This window comes from Cupriavidus sp. FW305-3-2-15-C-LB2, from assembly GCF_058787575.1.
In genome coordinates this window covers 86,003-105,430 of the sequence record NZ_JBYSZW010000022.1, presented here as the reverse complement: position 1 = coordinate 105,430, position 19,428 = coordinate 86,003, and the positions used below count along the sequence as shown (strand labels likewise).

Here is a 19,428-nt window from a genome sequence, read left to right as displayed (position 1 = left end):
CCAGCGCGTGCACGCGGCCCAGGCCGTTGCCGGCTCCCGTCACAATGGCCACCCGGCCGTCGAAGCGAATCGTCATCTTTGTCTCCCAGCAATAAAAGTGGATTGGTTCAGGCGAACAGGCGCAGGATGGTCTCGGCCACGCACACGGGCTTGTCCGAGCCTTCCATCTCGATTGACATCTCGTAGGTCACCTGAGCGCCGTTGTTGTCGAGCGGCTCCCACGACAGGACCCTGAAGTGGCCGCGCAAGCGGCTGTTCACCGGTACCGGCTTCAGGAAGCGCACTTTGTTCAGGCCGTAGTTCACGCCCATCCGGACGTTGGTGACCTCAAAGGCGTTGGTCATGTAGACCGGCAGCAGGCTCAGGGTCAGGAAGCCATGCGCGATCGGCACGCCGAACGGCCCCGTCGCGGCACGCTCCGGGTCCACGTGGATCCACTGGTGATCGCCCGTGGCATCGGCAAACGTGTTGATGCGGGTCTGGTCCATGCTGACCCAGTCGCTGGTGCCGATGACCTCGCCCAGCAGCCCTTTCAGGTCCGCGATCTCGTAGCGCTTCATTCCCATCTCCTCGTTGCGCGCGGGCGAACTGCCGCGCAGGCTGATTCAGTGGCCAAGTTCGGCCTGCAATGCCGCCGCGCAGGCAGCATCGTGCCGGTCGCTGCTGCCCAGCAGCAGGTCGGCCACGATTGCGTGCTTGAAGTAGTGGCCGACGGCGTACTCTTCGGTCATGCCAATGCCACCGTGGAGTTGCACGCCCTGCCCGCACACATACTTCGCCGCGCGGCACACCAGCGACTTCGTTGCCGACAGCGTCCGCTGCCGCGCCGCCTCGCTGTCGTTCTCCACCGACGCGAGCAATGCATGCAGCATCGAGCGCGCCAGTTCCATCTCGGCAGCCATGTCGGCCATGCGGTGCTGCAACGCCTGGAAGGTGCCGATGGGCACGCCGAACTGCTGGCGCGTCTTCAGGTATTCCGCCGTCAGCGTGATGGCCTTTTCCATGGCCCCGACAAGTCCGGCGCAAAGCGCGACGGTGCCATGGGCCAGGCCGGTGCGCAGCGCGGACAGGCCGCCCTCCAGCCGGTTTCCGGCGGGGACGCGCACGCCGTCGAAGGTGAGGCCCTCGACCCAGGTGGCGTCATGCAAGGGCATCGGCTGGCGCGCCAGGCCCGCGCTGCCGGCATCGACCAGCAGCAGCGCGATGTCCGCTTCCCCCGTCACCTGTGCCGAGACAATGAACGCGTCGGCACCCACCGCGCCCAGTACGAGCGATTTCCTGCCATGAATGACATAGCCGTCGGCGTCCTTGTCGGCGCGGGTCGCCACCACCTCCGGCATCCCGCGCGAGTCCGGCTCGCTATAAGCCAGCGCTATGCGCCGCGACCCCTCAGCCAGTTGGGGGACCAGGCTCGCCTTTTGCTCTGCCGTGCCGCCGGCGACCAGCGTCTGCGCCGCCAACACCGCGCAGCCGATATACGGCTCCAGCACGAGGCCGCGGCCCAGCTCCTGCGCGATCAGGGCTGTGTCGGTCAGCGAGCCGCCCAATCCGCCATGCACTTCGGGCAGCGCGGCCATCAGCCAGCCGTTCTCCGCGAACACCTTCCAGTTGTCGGCGACCTTGTCGCGGCCAGCCCGGGACGCCTGGATATACGAGGCCCGGGTTTCGAAGTCATACGCCTTGTCGACGTAGCGGCGCACACTGTCCTGCAACAGTTGCTGTTCCGAATTCAGGGTGAAGTCCATGTCTGTGTGCGGCCTAGAGTTGGAACAGGAGCTTGGCGATGATGCCCCGCTGCACCTCGCTCGTACCGCCATAAATGGTCGAGGCGCGGCGGAAGAACATGTCGTTGGCGATGCCGCGCGCCGTGTCCTGCAGCGGATACGGCTGCGCGGGCGCGGGATCGTGCGGATGCGCATAGGCCACCGCGCCGTAGTCGCCGAGTGCTTCGACCTGTGCCTCGGTGATGCGCTGCTGCAGTTCCGTGCCGCGGATCTTCAGCATCGAGCCGAGCGTCAGGGAGTCGGGATGGTGTTCCATCTCCAGCTTCGCCACCCGCTGGACCATCATGGCGATGGCCTGCAGTTCGGCGTCCAGCCGTGCCAGCTTCAGGGCGAATCCGGGGCAGTCGATCAACCGCTGCGCACCCACGCGCTGCGTCGCCGCGAACTGGCGCAGCTCGTGCATGTAGCGCTTCAGCGCCGGCAGTTCGGCCGCCGTGGCATGTTCGTTGTTGAGCAGGAACTTCGTGATGCGCCAGCCCGCGCCCTCCTCCCCGACCAGGTTGCCCACCGGCACGCGAACGTTGTCGAAGAACGTCTCGTTGAGGTGGTGCGCATCGTCAATGCTGCGAATGGGCCGCACCGTAATGCCGGGCGTCTTCATGTCGACCAGCAGGAAGCTGATGCCGGCCTGCTTCTTCGCCTCGGTGTTGGTGCGCACCAGCAGGAAGATCCAGTCGGACTCGTGCGCGTAGCTGGTCCAGATTTTCTGGCCGTTGACGACGTAGTGGTCGCCGTCGCGGACGGCGCGCGTCTTCAGCGAGGCGAGATCCGAACCGGAGCCGGGTTCCGAAAACCCCTGGCACCACAGTCGCTCGCCATGCAGGATCGCCGGCATGTGCGCGGCCTTCTGCTCCGGCGTGGCAAAGGCGTTCAGCACCGGGCCCAGCAGCTTGTGCACGAAACCGTCCTGCGTCGGCGTGCCTGCCGCCGCGCATTCCTCGTCGAATACCAGTTGCTGCGGCACCGACCAGCCGTTGCCGCCATGCTCGGCCGCCCAGTACGGCGCGCCCCAGCCATGGTCGTGCAGCAGCTTCTGGAAGCGCAGCACTTGCTGGCGCGGCGAGCGCGTGCTGCGAGGCAGCCCCTTCAGGTCGGCCGGTACGCGTTCCTGGAGGAACTGGCGGACCTGCTGCCGAAACGCGGCGAGGCTGGGATCAGGTTGAAAATCCATGCGACTCTCTCCGTCAGTCTTTACGGTACATCGTGACCACGGCCGCGCCGCCGATGCCGACGTTATGCTGCAAGGCAATGCGCGCGCCTTCCACCTGCCGCTGTTCTGCCCGGCCGCGCAGTTGCTGCACCAGCTCGGTCGCCTGTGCCAGCCCGGTCGCACCGATCGGATGGCCCTTCGACAGCAGGCCGCCCGACGGGTTGACCACGTACCTGCCGCCATACGTGTTGTCGCCATCGTCCACGAATTTCTGCGCGCCGCCTTCCGGGCACAGGCCCAGCGCCTCATAGCTCAGCAGTTCGTTTTGAGCGAAGCAGTCGTGCAGCTCGATCACATCGACATCCTCGGCTCCGATGCCGGCCTGCTCGTACACCCTGTTCGCCGCCATGCGCGACATGCCGAAGCCGGCCAGATGGCGCAGGTCGCCCGACTTGAAAGTTTCAGGGCCGTCCGTGGTCACCGACTGGCCGGCAATCCACACACTGGCGTCGAGGCCGTACTTCTTCGCATAGGCTTCGCTGCACAGCACCACCGCCGCCGCGCCGCAGGTCGGCGGGCAGGCCATCAGGCGGGTCATCACGCCGGGCCACATCATCTGGTCGGCCATGACTTCCTCGGCGGTGACCGCCTTGCGGAACACCGCCATCGGGTTGGTCATCGCATGGCGGCTGGCCTTGGCGCGGATCTTGGCGAAGGTTTCCAGCGGCGTGCCGAAGCGGCGCATGTGCTCCATCCCAGCCGCGCCGAACAGGCGCAGGGCCATCGGCACGCCTTCCGGCACCACGCTGGCGCACTCCTGCAGGAACAGGTCGAGCGGCGCCGGCCGGTCGTTGTAGAGGCCGCCCAGCGCGCCGGGGCTCATCTGCTCGAAGCCGAAGGCCAGCACGATGTCCGCGCGGCCGCTCTCGATGGCCTGGTTGGCCAGGAAGATTGCCGAGGAACCGCTGGCGCAGTTATTGTGGACATTGATGACCGGGATGCCGGTCATGCCGATGTCATACAGCACGCGCTGGCCACAGGTCGAATCGCCGAAGATATAGCTGGCGTACGCCTGCTGGATGGACTCATAGCCCACGGCCGCATCGGCCAGCGCCAGCCTGACGGCCTGTGCGCCCATGACCGTGTACGGGTCGCTCTGGCCCGGTTTCCTGAAGGGAATCATGCCGACGCCGGCAACAACCACCCTCTCTGTCATCTTTCTCTCCTTGCTTTGGATCGCCCACCTGCTGGCGGTCCGATGCCCTTTGCTGGATGGCTGCGGCCCGTTCGGCCGCCTGCCGGTGAAGTAGTGCATGAACGATATCCGCTGGCAGACACCGGACGCACCTCCCGAAATGGAGAACAGGCAGGGGTCTGCCGGGGCCATCCCCATGGCGGGATCGCCCCGGTTCACGGGATAGGGGGAAAGATGGCGGCGAGCAAGCGCTGCCCCGGCTCGGCGGCGCCGACTACAGTGGGAGGGTGTGACAGTCCCGGATCCGGACAAGGGAGGTGCCATGAAAGTGACCGATGCATGGATGCTGGCCGCCGTACCGGCGTGCCTCGTCGCCTGTGCGACGGCTCCGGAACATCCCCGCGAAGTGGTTGACGTGCCACTGGCAGCCGCGCCCGGGAACCTCGGTGAAGTTGGCACCGCCTCGCTGGCGCGGCGGGGCGACGAGACCAGCGTCGTGATCACGATCAGCGGCGTGTCGCCACCGGTGACGCGTCCGCTGCGCCTATATGCATTTATCTACCCCGGCACTTGCGGCAAGCTGACCGCCACGCCGGTGGTCAGCATGAACCGGACGCGGCGCGGCGAAGCCACGACCGGAAACGGGCCGTTGAGGCTACACCGGGATGCGCAGATCCCCTTAGAGAACCTGCGGTCAGGCGACTATGCCCTCGTCGTCCGCAGCGCGCCCTGGGATGGCAGCGTGGATCTATTCTGCGGCAACCTGAAGGCCGCGCGGGTGTCGTAGCGCGGGTCCGCAATCGTCAGCAGGCACCCCCTGGATGACCAGGGGCTTGACCAGGCGCCGGGCGAGGCAGACCGCCCGCCCGGCACCTGCGCAACATGACGTCAGATGCGGTACATCGTGACGACCGCCGCCCCGCCAATGCCCACGTTGTGTTGCAACGCAATGCGGGCACCCTCTACCTGCCGCTTGTCGGCGCGGCCGCGCAGTTGCTGCACCAGCTCCGTGCACTGCGCGAGGCCGGTCGCGCCGATCGGGTGGCCCTTCGACAGCAGGCCGCCCGACGGGTTGACCACGTACCTGCCACCATACGTGTTGTCGCCGTCGTCCACGAACTTCTGCGCGCCGCCTTCCGGGCACAGGCCCAGCGCCTCATAGCTCAGCAGTTCGTTCTGTGCGAAGCAGTCGTGCAGCTCGACCACGTCGACGTCCTCCGCGCCGATGCCGGTCTGCTCGTAGACCTTGTTGGCCGCCGCGCGCGACATGCTGAAGCCGGCCAGGTCGCGCAGGTCGTTCGAGCCGAACACCTCCGGACCGTCCGTGGTCAGCGCCTGCCCGGCGATCCACACGCGCGCATCGAGGCCGTGCTGCTTCGCATAGGCTTCGCTGCACAGCACCACCGCCGCCGCGCCGCAGGTCGGCGGGCACGCCATCAGGCGGGTCATCACGCCGGGCCACATCACCTTGTCGGCCATGACATCCTCGGTGGTCAGCACGTTGCGGAACACCGACATCGGGTTGTTGACCGCGTGACGGCTGGCCTTGGCGCGGATCTTGGCAAATGTCTCCAGCGGCGTGCCGAAGCGGCGCATGTGCTCGAGACCGCCGCCGCCGAAGGTCTGCAGCGCCTGGGGTACGTCGACGTCGCCGAGCAGCTCCTTCAGCTTGTCGCTGAAGCGCTCCACGGGGTTCGGCTTGTCGGCGAAGTTGGAGCCGAGCGCGCCCGGATTCATCTGCTCGAAACCCACCGCCAGCACGATGTCCACTTCGCCGCTGGCGATGGCCTGGCGCGCCAGGTAGAGCGCCGTCGAGCCGCTCGAGCAGTTGTTGTTGACGTTGACGATGGGAATACCCGTCATGCCGACGTCGTACAGCACGCGCTGGCCGCAGATCGAATCGCCATAGATATAACTGGCGAATGCCTGCTGGATCGACTCGTAGCCCACGCCGGCATCCGCCAGCGCGAGGCGCGCCGCCTGGGCGCCCATCACCGGGTACGGATCGCTCTGGCCCGGCTTCTTGAAGGGAATCATGCCGACGCCGGCAACCACGACCTTCTGTGTCATTGTCTTGCTCCTCGGAGAGTTGAATCGATATCTGTCAGGTATGTCAGAAAAGGCGCTCCGCACCCGGATAGACCGGGGCTTCCTTCGCGAAGAAGCGGCGCATCGCCTCGGCACTGAAGCAGCTCGTCGTGCACATGCCCTGCAATGCCGCTTCCATCTGGAGCATGGCGTCGCGGTCGGTCTCGAACGAGCGGTTCATGATCCGTTTGGCGGCGCCCAGCACGTGGGTCGGCGCCCGGTCGAAGCGTTGCGCCATTTCGATGGCGGCGTCGCGCAGACGTTCGGCCGGCACAACGGCCTGGACGAGGCCGAGCGACAGCGCCTCGTCGGCCAGGATGTCGCGCGCGGTGAACACGATCTCCTTGGCACGCGCCAGGCCGACCAGACGCGGCAGCGTGTACATCAGCCCCAGGTCCGGGCTGAAGCCGATGCGGGCGAAGTTGGCAACCAGCCGCACGTTCGGCCCCGCGATCACGAAATCGGCCGCCAGCGCGAGTGAGAAGCCCGCGCCGACCGCAAAGCCGTCGACCGCCGAGATGACCGGTTTCTCCAGGTCCATCAGCGCCGTATGCCAGCGCTGATGATTGACCAGCACGTCGCGGCCGAGGAAGGCCTTGTCGCCCTCCTCCTCGGTGCCGCCCAGGTCGGCACCGGAGCAGAAGTGGCCGCCGGCGCCGGTCAGCACGACCGAACGGATGTCCCGGTCGGTCTGCACCGTGCGGATGGCGTCAATCAGCAGGTCACGCGCCGAACTGTCCAGCGCGTTCCGGCGTTGTGGGCGGTTCAGCGTAATGACGGCCGTCTTGCCGACCCGCTCGAAGATGACCGCGGCTTCGCTCATGTGAATCTCCTCCTCTTCCGTGTTGCCGTGGTCAGACGCGGGCAAAGATGCCGACGTGCTCGGTCGACTCCTCGACACGCCACAGCCCGCCGCCGTTGCCCTGCAGCGCGATGCGCGCGCCCTCGACCTGGCGCTTGCCGCAATTGCCGCGCAGTTGCTCCACCAGTTCGAAGATCTGACCGATGCCGGTGGCGCCGATGGGGTGCCCCTTCGACTCCAGCCCGCCCGACGGGTTGATTGGCAGCCGGCCGCCCAGCGTGCTCTCGCCGCGTTCCGCCATGGCGCCGCTGTCGCCCGGCTCGCACAGGCCCAGCGACTCCACCGCCAGCAGTTCGCCGATGGCGGTGGCGTCGTGGATCTCGGCCACGTCCACGTCCTTCGGCGAGATGCCGGCCTGCTCGTAGGCGGCCTTGCCGGCCTGGCGCGTGCAGCCGTTATCGAAGTCATCGGCAGCGCGGGCCGAGGCCGAACGCACCACGCTCGCCAGCACCTTCACAGCGCGCTTGCGGTCGAAGCCGTACTTCTTCAGGCCCGCTTCCGTGCACAGGATCGCGGCGGCGGCGCCGTCCGAGATCGGCGAGCACATCGGCAGCGTGATCGGATAGGTGATGGGCGGCGCTGCGAGGATCTCCTCGATGCTCATCGCGTTGCGGTACTGCGAACGCTCGTTGTGCACCGAGTGGCCGTGGTTTTTTGACGACACGGCCGCAAGCTGGCGCTGCGTGATGCCGAAGCGCTCCATCAGGCCGCCCCTGCCCAGGGCCGCGTACACGTCCATGAACGGGCTGTACGGGTTGGGCGACTGCGATCCCGGCGGCGGCACGATGCCCTTGCCCATCTCGGCGAGGTAGGTCTTGTTCTCCTCGAATGTCTCGACGTCCCAGGCTGACTCGAAGGCCGAAAACATCTTGGCCTTGTCCTTCGAGAACATCTTCTCCGCCCCCACTGCGATGGCCACGTCGGCCGCGCCGCCGCGCAGTTGCGTTACGGCGAGGTTGAAGGCATGGCTCGACGACGCGCAGGCGCCCTCGATGTTGAAGATGGGGATGCTGTCAAAGCCCAGCGGCAGCAGCGCCACCTGGCCACGGATCATGTGCTGGCCGTCGAAGTGGCCCTGCGTGCAATTGCCATAGAAGGCGGCCTGCACCCACTTGCGGTCGCAGGCGGCGTCCTTCAGGGCGTCTTCCACGGCCCAGGCGGTCAGTTGCTTGATGGTCTTGTCGGCGTGGCGGCCGAACGGCGTCATGCCTACGCCGACGATGTAAATGTTTTCCATGTTCTGTCCGTTTCCAGTGATGCAGGCGATCAATGATGATCAATTTCGATCAGTAGCCCTTGAATTGCGGCGCACGCTTCTCCGCGAAAGCGCGCAGGCCCTCGGCGATGTCGTACGAGCGCTGGTGGTCGCGCAGCGCCAGCAGTTCGTGGCGCAGCGCGTCGGCCGCCGGCTTGTCGGCGCATTCGTCGGCCACCTTCTTCATCTTGCGCAGCACCAGCGGGCTCTTGGTCGAGAGCTTGTCGCCGATGGCCTGCACGCGGGCCACCAGTTCGTCGTCGGCCACCACCTCGGCCACCAGGCCGTACTGCTTCATGTCGGCGGCCGGCAGCGACTCGCCGGTGTAAAGCAGGTACTTGGCGATGTTCTGCGGGATCTTGCGCGGCAGGATGGCCGCACCGCCGCCTCCCGGGAACACGCCGAAGTTCGAGTGGGCGTCGCCGAAGCGGGCGCTCTGGGCGGCGATCACGAAATCGCAGGCCAGCACGGTCTCCAGCCCGCCCGCGATAGCGAGGCCGTTGACGGCGGCGATGGTGGGCTTGGGGAAGGCGCGCAGCGTGTCGAAGAAGGCCACGAGCGTGTCGAGCAGGTCCGGCTCTCCCGGGCCCGGGGTGCCGCCTGCCTTCAGGTCGGCGCCGGCGCAGAAGGCCGGGCCAGTGGCGGTCACCGCCACCACGCGCACCTGATCGTCCTGTTGCCAGGCGCGCAGTTGCGCGGCCATGGCCAGCGCCATGTCCTTGCTGATGGCGTTGCGGGCCTGGGGCCGCATCAGGGTAATCCAGCCGACCTGGCCCTTCACCTCAAATGACACTGGTTCACTCATGTCTTCTCCTCGATCGATTCCTTACGGCGTTCTTGCCTGCTCGTCACGATAGGCGCCGCCGGCCTTCGCTTCCCCTCCCCTTGCGGACGCGGCTGGCGTCCGGCCTGCTTCCCCGTGAGACCGCCCCCTGTCCCATAGGGAGGGGACACCACGAACGGCTGCTGGCTATTGTTTGAGCGAGGCCGCCAGGCCCATCACCCGTCACATCGGAGACAACATGGACTTCAGCGCATACCAGCACATCAAATTCGCGCGGCGCGGCCGCGTCCTCGAAATCACCCTGAACCGCCCGGAGCAACTGAACGCGGTCAACGGCGGCCTGCACGCCGAACTGGCGCGGGTGTTCGTCGACGCCAACAACGACCCCGAGTCGGAAGTCATCGTGCTGACCGGCGCGGGCCGGGCCTTCTCGGCCGGTGGCGACCTGGAGGCCGTCAAGACCGCCTTCGACGATCCCGCCGTGTTCCGCGTCACGGCGCGCGAGGGAAAGCAGATCGTCTTCGCCCAGCTCGACTGCGAGAAGCCGATCATCGCCAAGGTCAACGGCCCGGCCATCGGCCTTGGCTGCAGCATTGCCCTCTTCTGCGACGTGATCTTCGCCGCCGACACCGCCAGGTTCGCCGATCCGCACGTGAATGTCGGCCTCGTGGCCGGCGATGGCGGCGCCATCATCTGGCCGCAGCTCATTGGCTACGCCCGCGCCAAGGAATACCTCCTCACTGGCGATCCCATCACCGCCACGGAGGCCGCCCGCATCGGCCTGATCAACCACGCCGTGCCGGCCGCCGAGCTGGACGCGCGCGTCGACCAGTTCGCCGACCGCCTCGCCAACGGCGCCACCAACGCGATCCGCTGGACCAAAGTGGCCACTAATATCGGCCTCAAGCAGCTCGCGCACTCCGTCATGGACGCCTGCATGGGCTACGAGTGGCTGGCGAGCAAGACCGACGACCACCGCGAGGCGATCAACGCCATCCTGGACAAGCGCAAGCCATCCTTCACTGGCCGATGATCGGCGCAACAGAACGGTGCATGCTATGAAAGACATGGAATTCAGCGGCAAGCGAGTGCTGGTCACCGGCGGAGCCAGCGGCATCGGCGCGGCCGTGGCGGCGTTCTTGGCGGAGCAAGGGGCCGTGGTTTGCGCATCCGATCTGCATCCGGCAGAGGACCGGGCCGAATGCCGGATGCTGCGGGGCGACGTATCGTCCGAACCTGAGGTGCAGCGCATCGCGGCAGAAGCGGCCGCACATATGGGCGGTATCGACATCCTGGTCAACAACGCCGGCATCCTGGAACCCGCCCGCCGCACTGACCGGCAGGACACCGCAACCTGGCAGCGCACCATCGACGTCAACCTCACCGGCACGTGGCTGATGAGCAAGGCCGTCGGCCGACAGATGCTTGAGCAGGGCGGCGGGTCGATCGTCAACATCGCGTCGATCTACGGCCTCGGCGGGGGTGTGGGCATTACCGCCTATACCGCCTCCAAGGCCGGCGTGGTGATGCTGACGCGCTCGCTGGCCTGCGAATGGGCGCAGAAGGGCATCCGCGTCAACGCTGTCGCGCCGGCCATCATTCGCACCCCGCCGCTCGATGCGATGACCAGCGACGGCCGGCTCGACGTCACGTCGCTGGAACGCCGCACGCCGATGGGGCGGCTGGGCTTCCCGGTGGAGGTAGCGCAGGCGGTGGCCTTCCTGGCGTCCGACTGGGCCTCTTACGTTACCGGCGTGACGTTGCCCGTCGATGGCGGGTGGAGCGCGTTCGGCGCGGACGGCAACGCTTCGCGGAGCTGACTCCCGAAAGCCCTCCGGCCGTAGCCGGAGGGCATCGTCACTACGCCGTCAGGCCGCCATCGACCATGTAGTGCGCTCCCGTGACGAACGAAGCCTTGTCCGAGCACAGCCACAGCACGAGCTCGGCCGCTTCCTCGGGCTCGCCGGCGCGGCGCAAGATCGACGCCGCCAGCAGCGCCTCCGTACTTCCCGGCACCGACGCCGCCGCCAACTCCTCGGCCATCGCGGTCTTCACCACGCCCGGACAGATCGCATTGATCCGGATGCCATGCCGGCCATACTCCCGCGCCGCGGACCGGGTCAGCCCGATCACGCCATGCTTCGACGCGGCATACGCCGCGCTGTAGGGCGCGGCCCGCACACCGGCGACCGAAGCCGTGTTGACGATGGCGCCGCCATGCGCTTTCATTGCCCGCAGTTCATGCACCATGCAATGGAAGATTCCGGTCAGGTTGACGCCGAGAATGCGGTGCCAGTGCTCAAGCCCCTGGTCCTCTGTCTTCGATACATGGCCGGCAATACCGGCGTTGTTGAAGGCGATGTCGAGCCGGCCGAAACGGTCGACGGCCGCCTGCACCATGCCGGCACAGTCTTCCTCACTGCTGACGTCCACGCGCCGGAACAGCGCCCGGCCCCCTTCGCCGGCAATCTCGGCGACCACCGCCTGCCCTGCCTCCTCCACACGGTCGGCGACGACGACGCTCGCCCCGCCCCGCGCGAACAGCAACGCGGCCGCCCGGCCGATCCCCGCCGCGGCGCCGGTGACGATGGCAACCTTCCCCTGCAACTCAGACATGCTCGCAATTCCCGAAATTGGTTTGGATTGCCGCTTGGAGTCCCATTTGGAATCCCGCAGCGTCATGCCGATTCCGACTGCAACGCGCTGACTCTGGCGGGCCGCGTCATCGCACGCTTGACCAGCACGGCACCCCCCGCACCCAGGATGATCACCGCCATCGTGTTGAACACGGCGTGGAAGCCGAAGTTCTCGCGCAGCATCACGCCGCCGAGGATGGGCCCCAGGATGCCGCCGAAGCGGCCAATGCCCTGCATCCACGAGACGCCGAGCGAACGGGCGGTGGCCGGGTAGAACGCGGCGGCAAGGAAGATCATCGACGCCATGCCGCCGCTCAGCCCGATGCCGGTCAGCACGATGCTCGCGGACACCCAGCCGAGGTCCTGCGAATTCTGTCCGATGGTCCACACGCCGAGGCCGCCGATTGCAAAGGCCATGCCGATGACAGCATTCTTCTCGAAGCGGTCCATCAGCCAGCCGAAGAATAGCGTGCCGACGATGCCGCCGACGGTGAGCAGGGTCGTCATCAGCGTGGACTGGCGCCACGTGGCGCCGATGGTCTGGAACAGCGTCGGCATCCAGCCAAGCAGCAGGTAGTAAGCAATGCAGGCGAAGAAATAGCCCAGCCACAGCATGCCGGTGCCGATCCGCAGCCCCTTGGACAGCACGAGCCCAACGCCGCCGCGGCGCGCCGGGGCCGCGTCCTCCAGCACGAACCGGGTGGCGTCGAGCGCGGCCCCCGGCGCGATGCGCCTGAGCACGGCGGCGATTGCGGGGGCCGGATAGCCGTGCTGCACCATGAAATGCAGGGGCTGCGGAGTGGCGAGCAGCATGTAGAGGCCTAGCACGAGGGGCAGGACACCGCCCAGAACGAACACGCTTTTCCAGCCGTAGGCCGGCACCATCACCGCCGCCGCCCAGCCGCATGCCGACGCGCCAATCATGCCGCCGCAGCACAGCGCATTGACCAGCAGCGCGCCCATGCGCCGGGGCGCATATTCGTACATCAGCGTCGCGGTGGCCGGCATTGCAGCGCCGAGGCCGAGGCCGGTCAGGAAGCGCCAGACGCCCAGCGACGTGACCGAGTCCGCCATGACGGTGGCGAAGCTGCACAGGCCGAACATCCACATCGCGCCGATCATCACGAACTTAGGCGTGAAGCGCTCGAACAGCGGCCCGGCCGCCAGCGCGCCGATTGACAGCCCGAAGATCGACGCGCTCATCACCGGACCGAATGCCGACTTGGCCACGCCCAGATCCTGCGCGAGGACGGGGACGACGAAACTGAGCGCCACGTTGTCGTAGATGTCGATGGCCACCAGCAGGAAGCAGGCGATCAGAATGCGCCACTGGTATGGCGAGAAGCGTTGGTGGTCGATGAACTGCTGTACGTCGATCGTGCGGGAGTCAATCATGGCGTCTCCTGGATATCGTTATGGAACCCGGCCGACCTGGTGGCATCGGGCCCGGGGAGATGGCATTCGCGATGCCGTGCCTGGCGGTGACGCCGACGATAAGGGGGGGCGGCACTCAGCGCGCCTCCATTTTTGGGAGGGGCAGGCGCAGGCAAGGCGAGCGCTGCGCCGGCCCCTCGTTCGTCCGCTACCGACGACACGCCGGCGCAGGTGGACGCCTGGCCCGGCGCCTATGCAGTCCGTGCCGCCAGGATGCGGCCATGCCGTGGGCTCCGGCGGCCCAGCCAATCAGTCCGCGGCGCACGGCGCCGTGCGTGTGGACACCAGCAGCCTGAGCGCTTCGCGCAGCGCTGGCGGCAACGGACGCGGCCGGCGCGATTCCCGGTCGACATAGACGTGGACGAAATGCCCCTGGGCCGCCGCCACCTCGTCGTCCTCCCGGAACAGGCCGACTTCGTAGCGAACACTGGAGTTCCCCAGATGCGCCACCCTCACGCCAGCGACGACGGTATCCGGAAAGCTCAGCGGGGCGAAGTAGTTGCATTGCGACTCGATGACGAGGCCGATGATATGGCCCGCATTGGGGTCGAGTACGCCCGCATGGATCAGGTACGTGTTCACCACCGTGTCGAAGTAGCTGTAGTAGACGACGTTGTTGACGTGGCCATAGGCGTCGTTGTCCATCCAGCGCGTGGTAATGGGCAGGAATTGGCAGTAGTCCTGGCGGGTGCGGCGAACGGCGGGTGCGGGCATGAGCAGTGGCGGGGCCAAGTGCGTATCGTGGGCAAAAAAAGAACTCCGGCACGAAGCCGGAGTGCCAAGCAACGCGGAGACACGCGCGCAATCGTGAAGCTCATCGCCACGGGAGACCGGCCCGCGCCGCCTCCCCCCGAAGCCGCGCTGCCGGACACCGCCGCCGCGCTGGCGGGGCTGTGTTTCGTTGTCTGCTGGCCTAAGTCTAGGCGCGTCATCGCTTCCGCGCCCCTCCCACGCGGAGAGGGTGTCAGTCCTCCCCTCCCGACGCGAGGGGGGCGGCACCGTGGCTGCCATGGCTACGCTCGGGTCGAACTCAATCCACGCGGACCTCCGTGCCGCGCTTCCAACCATGTCTACGCTACAACGCATAGGTGACGGCCTCCTCGTCCGCACGCAGGCCTATATCGACGGCACGTGGGTGCCGGCCGACGACGGCAGCACCTTCGCCGTCATCAATCCCGCCAATGACGAAATCCTTGCCAACGTAGCCAATCTCGGCGTGACCGAAACCATGGCCGCCGTCGCAGCGGCCGATGCGGCCCTGCCGGCCTGGCGCGCGCGCACCGGCAAGGATCGCGCGGCCGTCCTTCGCCGCTGGTTCGACCTGATGACCGCGCACGCGCAGGACCTGGCCGCTATCATGACCGCCGAGCAGGGCAAACCACTGCCCGAGGCGCTGGGCGAAGTAGCCTACGGCGCATCCTTCGTGGAGTGGTTCGCCGAGGAAGCGAAGCGCGTCACCGGCGACGTGCTCGCCAGCCCGTCCACGGACAAGCGCATGATGGTGTTCAGGCAGCCCATCGGCGTCTGCGCGGCCATCACACCATGGAACTTTCCCATCGCGATGATCACGCGCAAGGCCGCCCCGGCGCTGGCCGCCGGCTGCACCATCGTCATCAAGCCCGCCGGACAGACGCCGCTGTGTGCGCTGGCGCTGGCGGAACTGGCGCATCGCGCCGGCATTCCACGCGGCGTGATCAACGTGGTGACGACGAAGACCGCGTCGTCGGCCATCGGCAAGGCGCTTTGCGACTCGCCGGTCGTGCGTCACATTTCCTTTACCGGATCGACGCCCGTCGGCGCGATCCTGATGCAGCAGAGTGCACCCACCGTCAAGAAGCTGGCCCTCGAGCTGGGCGGCCATGCGCCGTTCATCGTGTTCGACGACGTCGATATCGACGCTGCCGTGGAGGGCGCGATCGCGTCCAAGTACCGCAATGCCGGACAGACTTGCGTCTGCACCAATCGCTTCTACGTGCAGGACAAAGTCTATGACACTTTCGTGGCCCGGCTCGCCGAAAAGGCCGCCGGCCTGCGCGTGGGCAACGGCTTCGAGCCCGGTGTTGCACAGGGCCCGCTCATCGACGACCAGGCGGTGGACAAGGTGCGCGAGCACATCGAGGACGCGCTGAGCAAGGGAGCTGCACTGGTGACCGGCGGCGACGTGCTGGTCGGACACGGCTCGTCTCGCTTCGTCGCGCCGACCGTGCTCGCCGATGCCAGCCACGACATGCTGATCGCCACCGAGGAAACCTTCGGCCCGGTGGCGGCGGTGTTCCGCTTCCGAGACGAGGCCGAGGTCATCGCGATGGCGAACGGGACCGAGTCGGGACTTGCCTCGTACTTCTACAGCGGCGACGTGAGCCGCGTATGGCGCGTGGCGGAAGCCCTGGAATACGGCATGGTCGGCATCAATACCGGCCTGATCTCCAATGAGGTAGCACCGTTCGGCGGCGTGAAACAGTCCGGCCTCGGTCGCGAAGGCTCGCGCTATGGGATCGACGAGTACCTGGAAATGAAGTACGTGTGCCTGGGTGGAATGTAGCCGCGGCTGCCGGGCGTCGCGCCCGGCATGAAGACGCCACCCCGGTCCGGGGCCCTGTGTCCCCGGGACATTCGCGCCATCACACCCGTCGCCGCTGCCCTTCCCAGAACCGCGCCCGGATGTCGCGCTTGAGCACCTTCCCGACCGCGCTGCGTGGCAGTTCAGGCCAGAACTCGACCGACTTCGGCGTCTTCAGGCTGCCCAGGTCCTTCTTGCACATGGCCATCACTTCGTCGGCGGACAGCATCTGGCCGGCCTTGAGTTGCACCACGGCCTTCGCCGCCTCGCCCCACTTCTCGTCCGGCACGCCCACCACCGCGCAATCCAGCACTTCGCTCTGCGCGAACACCTCGTAGACTACCGGGCCAAACCGCCTGACGGCCTCGCGCATCCTCTCCGGTGCGACGGGGCCCACCGCTCACCAGCATGCAACGAAGAGAGGAAAAGTCGGCCTCCGCCGTGCGCGGGTCTCCGAGCAGCATGTAGATGATGGTGGGGGGAACGAACAGATGGGCCGGTGGTTCCCCCCGTGGGCTGCAGCAGGGCGGGACCGTCAGGATCCTCCGGGCCGCCGCAATAGGGGCTGTCATGGGGGGCGATCCAGTCGCCCAGGTGTTCGCCGTGCGCAGACGGACGGTCGATGCAAACGAAGCGGCACCCTGCCGGAAGGCCCGCCTGGAGTTGCGGCACCGCCCACTCATAGGCACTGTGGAAGAACACGAGCGCGACATCGGTGTATCCCAGCACCTGGATATTCGCTTCCACGGCGTTGCGGGTATGAACGGCCACCCACGCCATGTCGGCGCGGTTGATGGCGAACTGGAGCAGACTGACGCGGTAACCGTTCGGCGCGTACACGGCGATGTGCGATCCCGCGGCCAATGCCGGCTCGGCCGAGAGCGCATGGGCGACATGCATGAACGAAGCGCCGGGCCTCGGCAAAGTCGATCCGCACCTCCCCCTCGACGAATGCGGTACGTTGAGGGAAGCGCGACGCGGCGGCATCGAAGTAGGTCGGCAAGGCGCATTGGCGGCTTCTCGAAAGGTGGTCTGTGACTTGCTGATTCCTGCGCCAGTTCGACACGAACCGTATTGATCGATCCCTGCACTGGCCCGATGCCTGGACCGGACCAGTCTTGCGGACGTGCGCCGCGATTGTCCCGACATGATCCCTGCTCCAGCGGGGTCAGGCGCGGCGGCGAAGTTCCTGGCCAGGCCTGACTACGGCCACTCCGTGCGCACTGCGGCGCGCGCCGTACGGCGCGCCATGCCGGTGATCAGAAGACGTGCCGTATGCCCGTTGCCACGCCAACCATGTTCTTGCCGCCCGGTGGCTGCGCGTAGTTGAACAGGTAGAGCGTGAAGGCACCGTCATTGCCGAGGCTGCCGTTGTGTGCCCATGTCGTCGACAAATAGATGTCGGTGCGCTTGCTGAGAGCGTAGTCGGCCACGAAGCTGACCTGTTGCGGATTGGCCGGATTGATGGCAACGCCAGTTGCACCGCTGAGGTTCATCTTCTTGATGTTCGAGTAGTAATAGCCCAGTTGCAGGTCAAGAGCGGGCGTGACCTTGTAGCTGGCGCCGGCGAACCAGAAGTCGTCACGCAGGGCCACGTTTCCGTTGGCGTACGTCTGATTTCCCCAGCGATAGCCGCCCGTCAGCTTGAGCGGGCCATCGGAATAGCTGGCACCGATATAGGCCTTTCGGATCCTGGCGGTCTGGCCGACCACCACGGACGGATTCCACTGGTCGTAGGCGATACTGGCGCCAAACGTCTGGCCAAGATACATCAGGGACGCACCGTAGGCAGTGTCGTCGCGGTGGCTGCCGGGAATTTCGCCGTTGCCGCCATTGGTCAACCCGGCGCCACCGGCGCTCAGTGAGGTGGCCGGCGCCCCCGCGCCGAACGAATAGTGGGCGCTGGCATAGAGGTCGCCGAACCGGCCCGTGTACTTGATGGAGTTGCTCGGCTTGTAGTCGACGCCAACCAGCCAGACTGCCGGTTCGTAAGCAGGCGAAAAGCGATTCGGGGAGAAGTTCACCACGGCATCCGTCAGCGACGAGAATACCTTGCCCAGGGCCACCTTGCCCCAGGCATCATTGCCAAGCGCAATGTAAGCTTGCCGGTTGAAGCCGGCACTGTTGCCGGTGAAGATGCCCGTATCCGAGTTGAAGCCGGATTCCAGAACGAACGATGCCTTCAGACCGCCACCGAGACCCTCCACGCCGCGCAAGCCCCAGCGCGAGGCTGACAGGCCGCTCTGGTTGATCATGCCGATGCGCGGACCAACGGGATTCACGCCGACGCTCGGACCGGTGGCTCCCTGCGGCAGCGTCGCCGGCACCGTCGCCACACGGTTGATGTACTCGATTCCCGTATCGATCACGCCGTAGAGTGTCACGCTGGTCTGGGCATGCGCCATGCCTGATGCGACGCACGCCGCCAATGCGATAGACGATTTCCTCATGCTGCCGTCTTCTCCGACTCATCTTCCCTACGATGCCTCATCGTAGACAAGGCTATCTGCGCCGGCCCCTCCCCCTTCGGACGAAATTTCTCGCGCGTGCTGCGCTCCCGGGCATGGAGGCTGAGCAGATTCCGTTTGAGCCATGTCGTCAGCGCACAAGTGACTGATTCTGCGGATTATTCGGCCGGTTTGGGTACCCTCAGGCTGGGCGTCACCCTGCGCGCATTGAATCCCGCGCGCAATCGCCCGAGGCGGGCCATCTCAGCCAATTAGGGAGGGGACAAAGGACTTTTTCCAGTCGCAGTATTTCGCAACGATCCCGCAGCGGCGAGGCCGGGGCGGGCGGTCCGACTGCGGAAGTTGCAGACAAAGCATAAGTGGAGACGCCATGAACCCGGGATTTCGTGCCATTCGCAACGCTTTACTCTCGACGGTCGCATGTACCGCCCTGCCGTCAATAGCCCAGACCGCTCCGGCAGAACCCCGCGCCGCCGGGGTTACGGTAACGGTCGACAACTTCAAACGCGCAGAGTCGGACATGTACTTTTCCACGGTCGCGAAGCAGGGCGGCTTCGGCAAGCTGCGCCACCAACGCGACCTGATGCCGATCGATCGACAATCCGTCGTGCGCGCGAACCGCGACACGGCCTACTCGACGGGCATCTTCGACCTCGACGCCGGCCCCGTGACGATCACGCTGCCCGACGCGGGCAAGCGTTTCCGCTCCGTCATCGCCATCAACGAAGACCACTACGTGACGAAGGTGGCGTACGGGAAGGGGCCGTATACCTTCACGCGCGAGCAGATCGGCACGCGCTACGTGATGATCGGCGTGCGCACGTTGGTCGACGCGCGCGACCCCGCCGATCTGCAGGTGCTCTATACCCTGGCCGCGCCGGGAAGATTCGAGGTGCCGGAATGGGACAACACCAGCCAGAAGCGCGTTCGTGACGCGCTCGTGTTCTGGCCACTTGCGCGGATGAAGCGCACGCGCGCACGGCATGAGACTGTACTGGCGCAAAGCTCTGAAGCCGAACTGGCCGCGGCAGCCGCCGCTATTGTCACCGCAAGTGGCATTGCCATTGCTGTCGAGAGCTGATGTTTTCCGCTCAGACACGATAGAGTCTGAAAAATCGCACCTGGCATATCGCGAACGTCTTAGCCCGGCGGGTCCAAAACTGACGCTGGAAGGTGCTGACGCCGTACATGAAGAAGGCACAACTGGCGATG

General features: G+C 66.5%; 19 protein-coding genes. 5 read left to right on the top strand and 14 right to left on the bottom strand.

Features of this window, described 5'->3' with window-relative positions; translation table 11 throughout:
- Positions 1-107: 107 nt before the first annotated feature.
- Genes AC3WRR_RS17880 through AC3WRR_RS17865 form a run of 4 tightly spaced genes read right to left on the bottom strand, consistent with a single transcriptional unit; the run spans position 108 to position 4,150 of the window.
- On the bottom strand, positions 108-560 hold the full coding sequence (locus AC3WRR_RS17880; RefSeq protein ID WP_058698332.1) for a MaoC family dehydratase: 453 nt from the start codon (positions 558-560) through the stop codon (positions 108-110).
- A 45-nt stretch (positions 561-605) separates the two neighbouring features.
- Positions 606-1,745, bottom strand: a complete 1,140-nt coding sequence (locus AC3WRR_RS17875) for an acyl-CoA dehydrogenase family protein (protein WP_492297609.1) — start codon at positions 1,743-1,745, stop codon at positions 606-608.
- Between the two features lie 13 nt (positions 1,746-1,758).
- Positions 1,759-2,955, bottom strand: a complete 1,197-nt coding sequence (locus tag AC3WRR_RS17870) for an acyl-CoA dehydrogenase family protein (protein WP_058698330.1) — start codon at positions 2,953-2,955, stop codon at positions 1,759-1,761.
- 13 nt (positions 2,956-2,968) lie between these two features.
- A complete protein-coding gene (locus tag AC3WRR_RS17865; RefSeq protein ID WP_058698329.1) occupies positions 2,969-4,150 on the bottom strand; it encodes a lipid-transfer protein in 1,182 nt (393 codons plus the stop codon).
- A 301-nt stretch (positions 4,151-4,451) separates the two neighbouring features.
- On the opposite strand from AC3WRR_RS17865, the gene AC3WRR_RS17860 reads away from it, so the two are divergent.
- On the top strand, positions 4,452-4,916 hold the full coding sequence (locus AC3WRR_RS17860) for a hypothetical protein (protein ID WP_492297607.1): 465 nt from the start codon (positions 4,452-4,454) through the stop codon (positions 4,914-4,916).
- 101 nt (positions 4,917-5,017) lie between these two features.
- On the opposite strand, the gene AC3WRR_RS17855 is transcribed toward AC3WRR_RS17860, so the two are convergent.
- Genes AC3WRR_RS17855 through AC3WRR_RS17840 form a run of 4 tightly spaced genes read right to left on the bottom strand, consistent with a single transcriptional unit; the run spans position 5,018 to position 9,139 of the window.
- The gene (locus tag AC3WRR_RS17855) at positions 5,018-6,199 is read right to left on the bottom strand and encodes a lipid-transfer protein (RefSeq protein ID WP_058698327.1); all 1,182 of its coding nucleotides are present in this window, start codon (positions 6,197-6,199) and stop codon (positions 5,018-5,020) included.
- A 43-nt stretch (positions 6,200-6,242) separates the two neighbouring features.
- The gene (locus tag AC3WRR_RS17850; RefSeq protein ID WP_058698326.1) at positions 6,243-7,040 is read right to left on the bottom strand and encodes an enoyl-CoA hydratase/isomerase family protein; all 798 of its coding nucleotides are present in this window, start codon (positions 7,038-7,040) and stop codon (positions 6,243-6,245) included.
- Positions 7,041-7,071: 31 nt separating this feature from the next.
- Positions 7,072-8,316, bottom strand: a complete 1,245-nt coding sequence (locus tag AC3WRR_RS17845; protein WP_492297604.1) for a thiolase family protein — start codon at positions 8,314-8,316, stop codon at positions 7,072-7,074.
- Between the two features lie 49 nt (positions 8,317-8,365).
- Entirely contained in the window at positions 8,366-9,139 is a 774-nt protein-coding gene (locus tag AC3WRR_RS17840; RefSeq protein WP_058698324.1) for an enoyl-CoA hydratase/isomerase family protein, read from the bottom strand.
- A gap of 217 nt (positions 9,140-9,356) precedes the next feature.
- Here AC3WRR_RS17840 and AC3WRR_RS17835 point away from each other — a divergent pair, with 217 nt between their 5' ends.
- Entirely contained in the window at positions 9,357-10,151 is a 795-nt protein-coding gene (locus tag AC3WRR_RS17835) for an enoyl-CoA hydratase/isomerase family protein (protein ID WP_492297602.1), read from the top strand.
- Positions 10,152-10,176: 25 nt separating this feature from the next.
- Positions 10,177-10,938 (top strand): SDR family NAD(P)-dependent oxidoreductase, encoded by a 762-nt coding sequence (locus AC3WRR_RS17830; RefSeq protein ID WP_492297600.1) that lies wholly within the window; start codon positions 10,177-10,179, stop codon positions 10,936-10,938.
- A 40-nt stretch (positions 10,939-10,978) separates the two neighbouring features.
- On the opposite strand, the gene AC3WRR_RS17825 is transcribed toward AC3WRR_RS17830, so the two are convergent.
- The 3 genes from AC3WRR_RS17825 to AC3WRR_RS17815 form a co-directional block, all read right to left on the bottom strand.
- Complete coding sequence (locus AC3WRR_RS17825; protein ID WP_492297599.1) at positions 10,979-11,734, bottom strand: SDR family NAD(P)-dependent oxidoreductase; 756 nt, start codon at positions 11,732-11,734, stop codon at positions 10,979-10,981.
- A 62-nt stretch (positions 11,735-11,796) separates the two neighbouring features.
- Positions 11,797-13,149 carry an MFS transporter gene (locus tag AC3WRR_RS17820; RefSeq protein ID WP_492297597.1) on the bottom strand — a complete coding sequence of 451 codons (1,353 nt, stop codon included), beginning with the start codon at positions 13,147-13,149 and terminating at the stop codon, positions 11,797-11,799.
- Between the two features lie 288 nt (positions 13,150-13,437).
- Positions 13,438-13,902, bottom strand: coding sequence for an acyl-CoA thioesterase (locus AC3WRR_RS17815; protein ID WP_492297595.1), 465 nt, complete (start codon positions 13,900-13,902; stop codon positions 13,438-13,440).
- Between the two features lie 352 nt (positions 13,903-14,254).
- Here AC3WRR_RS17815 and AC3WRR_RS17810 point away from each other — a divergent pair, with 352 nt between their 5' ends.
- Positions 14,255-15,730, top strand: a complete 1,476-nt coding sequence (locus AC3WRR_RS17810; protein ID WP_143010739.1) for an NAD-dependent succinate-semialdehyde dehydrogenase — start codon at positions 14,255-14,257, stop codon at positions 15,728-15,730.
- A gap of 79 nt (positions 15,731-15,809) precedes the next feature.
- Here AC3WRR_RS17810 and AC3WRR_RS17805 read toward each other — a convergent pair whose 3' ends face one another.
- The 3 genes from AC3WRR_RS17805 to AC3WRR_RS17795 all read right to left on the bottom strand — a co-directional run bounded on the left by AC3WRR_RS17805 (position 15,810) and on the right by AC3WRR_RS17795 (position 18,198).
- Positions 15,810-16,121, bottom strand: a complete 312-nt coding sequence (locus tag AC3WRR_RS17805) for an AMP-binding enzyme (protein ID WP_058698317.1) — start codon at positions 16,119-16,121, stop codon at positions 15,810-15,812.
- Positions 16,088-16,648 carry an AMP-binding protein gene (locus tag AC3WRR_RS17800; RefSeq protein WP_492297592.1) on the bottom strand — a complete coding sequence of 187 codons (561 nt, stop codon included), beginning with the start codon at positions 16,646-16,648 and terminating at the stop codon, positions 16,088-16,090. Before AC3WRR_RS17800 ends, AC3WRR_RS17805 begins: the two co-directional genes overlap by 34 nt.
- Positions 16,649-17,007: 359 nt before the next feature.
- Entirely contained in the window at positions 17,008-18,198 is a 1,191-nt protein-coding gene (locus AC3WRR_RS17795; protein WP_058698315.1) for a porin, read from the bottom strand.
- A 388-nt stretch (positions 18,199-18,586) separates the two neighbouring features.
- Between AC3WRR_RS17795 and AC3WRR_RS17790 the strand changes: the two genes are divergently transcribed.
- Positions 18,587-19,297: a DUF1254 domain-containing protein gene (locus AC3WRR_RS17790; RefSeq protein WP_492297591.1), complete on the top strand. Its 711-nt coding sequence runs from the start codon at positions 18,587-18,589 to the stop codon at positions 19,295-19,297.
- Positions 19,298-19,428 lie beyond the last annotated feature (131 nt).

Excerpts from the sequence above, each read along its gene's own strand:
- AC3WRR_RS17820 (WP_492297597.1), bottom strand. The coding sequence starts at position 13,149 with ATGATTGACTCCCGCACGATCGACGTACAGCAGTTCATCGACCACCAA.
- AC3WRR_RS17810 (WP_143010739.1), top strand. The coding sequence starts at position 14,255 with ATGTCTACGCTACAACGCATAGGTGACGGCCTCCTCGTCCGCACGCAG.
- AC3WRR_RS17805 (WP_058698317.1), bottom strand. The coding sequence starts at position 16,121 with ATGCGCGAGGCCGTCAGGCGGTTTGGCCCGGTAGTCTACGAGGTGTTC.
- AC3WRR_RS17865 (WP_058698329.1), bottom strand. The coding sequence starts at position 4,150 with ATGACAGAGAGGGTGGTTGTTGCCGGCGTCGGCATGATTCCCTTCAGG.
- AC3WRR_RS17800 (WP_492297592.1), bottom strand. The coding sequence starts at position 16,648 with ATGCATGTCGCCCATGCGCTCTCGGCCGAGCCGGCATTGGCCGCGGGA.
- AC3WRR_RS17840 (WP_058698324.1), bottom strand. The coding sequence starts at position 9,139 with ATGAGTGAACCAGTGTCATTTGAGGTGAAGGGCCAGGTCGGCTGGATT.
- AC3WRR_RS17795 (WP_058698315.1), bottom strand. The coding sequence starts at position 18,198 with ATGAGGAAATCGTCTATCGCATTGGCGGCGTGCGTCGCATCAGGCATG.
- AC3WRR_RS17845 (WP_492297604.1), bottom strand. The coding sequence starts at position 8,316 with ATGGAAAACATTTACATCGTCGGCGTAGGCATGACGCCGTTCGGCCGC.
- AC3WRR_RS17815 (WP_492297595.1), bottom strand. The coding sequence starts at position 13,902 with ATGCCCGCACCCGCCGTTCGCCGCACCCGCCAGGACTACTGCCAATTC.
- AC3WRR_RS17835 (WP_492297602.1), top strand. The coding sequence starts at position 9,357 with ATGGACTTCAGCGCATACCAGCACATCAAATTCGCGCGGCGCGGCCGC.
- AC3WRR_RS17825 (WP_492297599.1), bottom strand. The coding sequence starts at position 11,734 with ATGTCTGAGTTGCAGGGGAAGGTTGCCATCGTCACCGGCGCCGCGGCG.
- AC3WRR_RS17850 (WP_058698326.1), bottom strand. The coding sequence starts at position 7,040 with ATGAGCGAAGCCGCGGTCATCTTCGAGCGGGTCGGCAAGACGGCCGTC.
- AC3WRR_RS17870 (WP_058698330.1), bottom strand. The coding sequence starts at position 2,955 with ATGGATTTTCAACCTGATCCCAGCCTCGCCGCGTTTCGGCAGCAGGTC.
- AC3WRR_RS17880 (WP_058698332.1), bottom strand. The coding sequence starts at position 560 with ATGAAGCGCTACGAGATCGCGGACCTGAAAGGGCTGCTGGGCGAGGTC.
- AC3WRR_RS17830 (WP_492297600.1), top strand. The coding sequence starts at position 10,177 with ATGAAAGACATGGAATTCAGCGGCAAGCGAGTGCTGGTCACCGGCGGA.
- AC3WRR_RS17855 (WP_058698327.1), bottom strand. The coding sequence starts at position 6,199 with ATGACACAGAAGGTCGTGGTTGCCGGCGTCGGCATGATTCCCTTCAAG.
- AC3WRR_RS17790 (WP_492297591.1), top strand. The coding sequence starts at position 18,587 with ATGAACCCGGGATTTCGTGCCATTCGCAACGCTTTACTCTCGACGGTC.
- AC3WRR_RS17860 (WP_492297607.1), top strand. The coding sequence starts at position 4,452 with ATGAAAGTGACCGATGCATGGATGCTGGCCGCCGTACCGGCGTGCCTC.
- AC3WRR_RS17875 (WP_492297609.1), bottom strand. The coding sequence starts at position 1,745 with ATGGACTTCACCCTGAATTCGGAACAGCAACTGTTGCAGGACAGTGTG.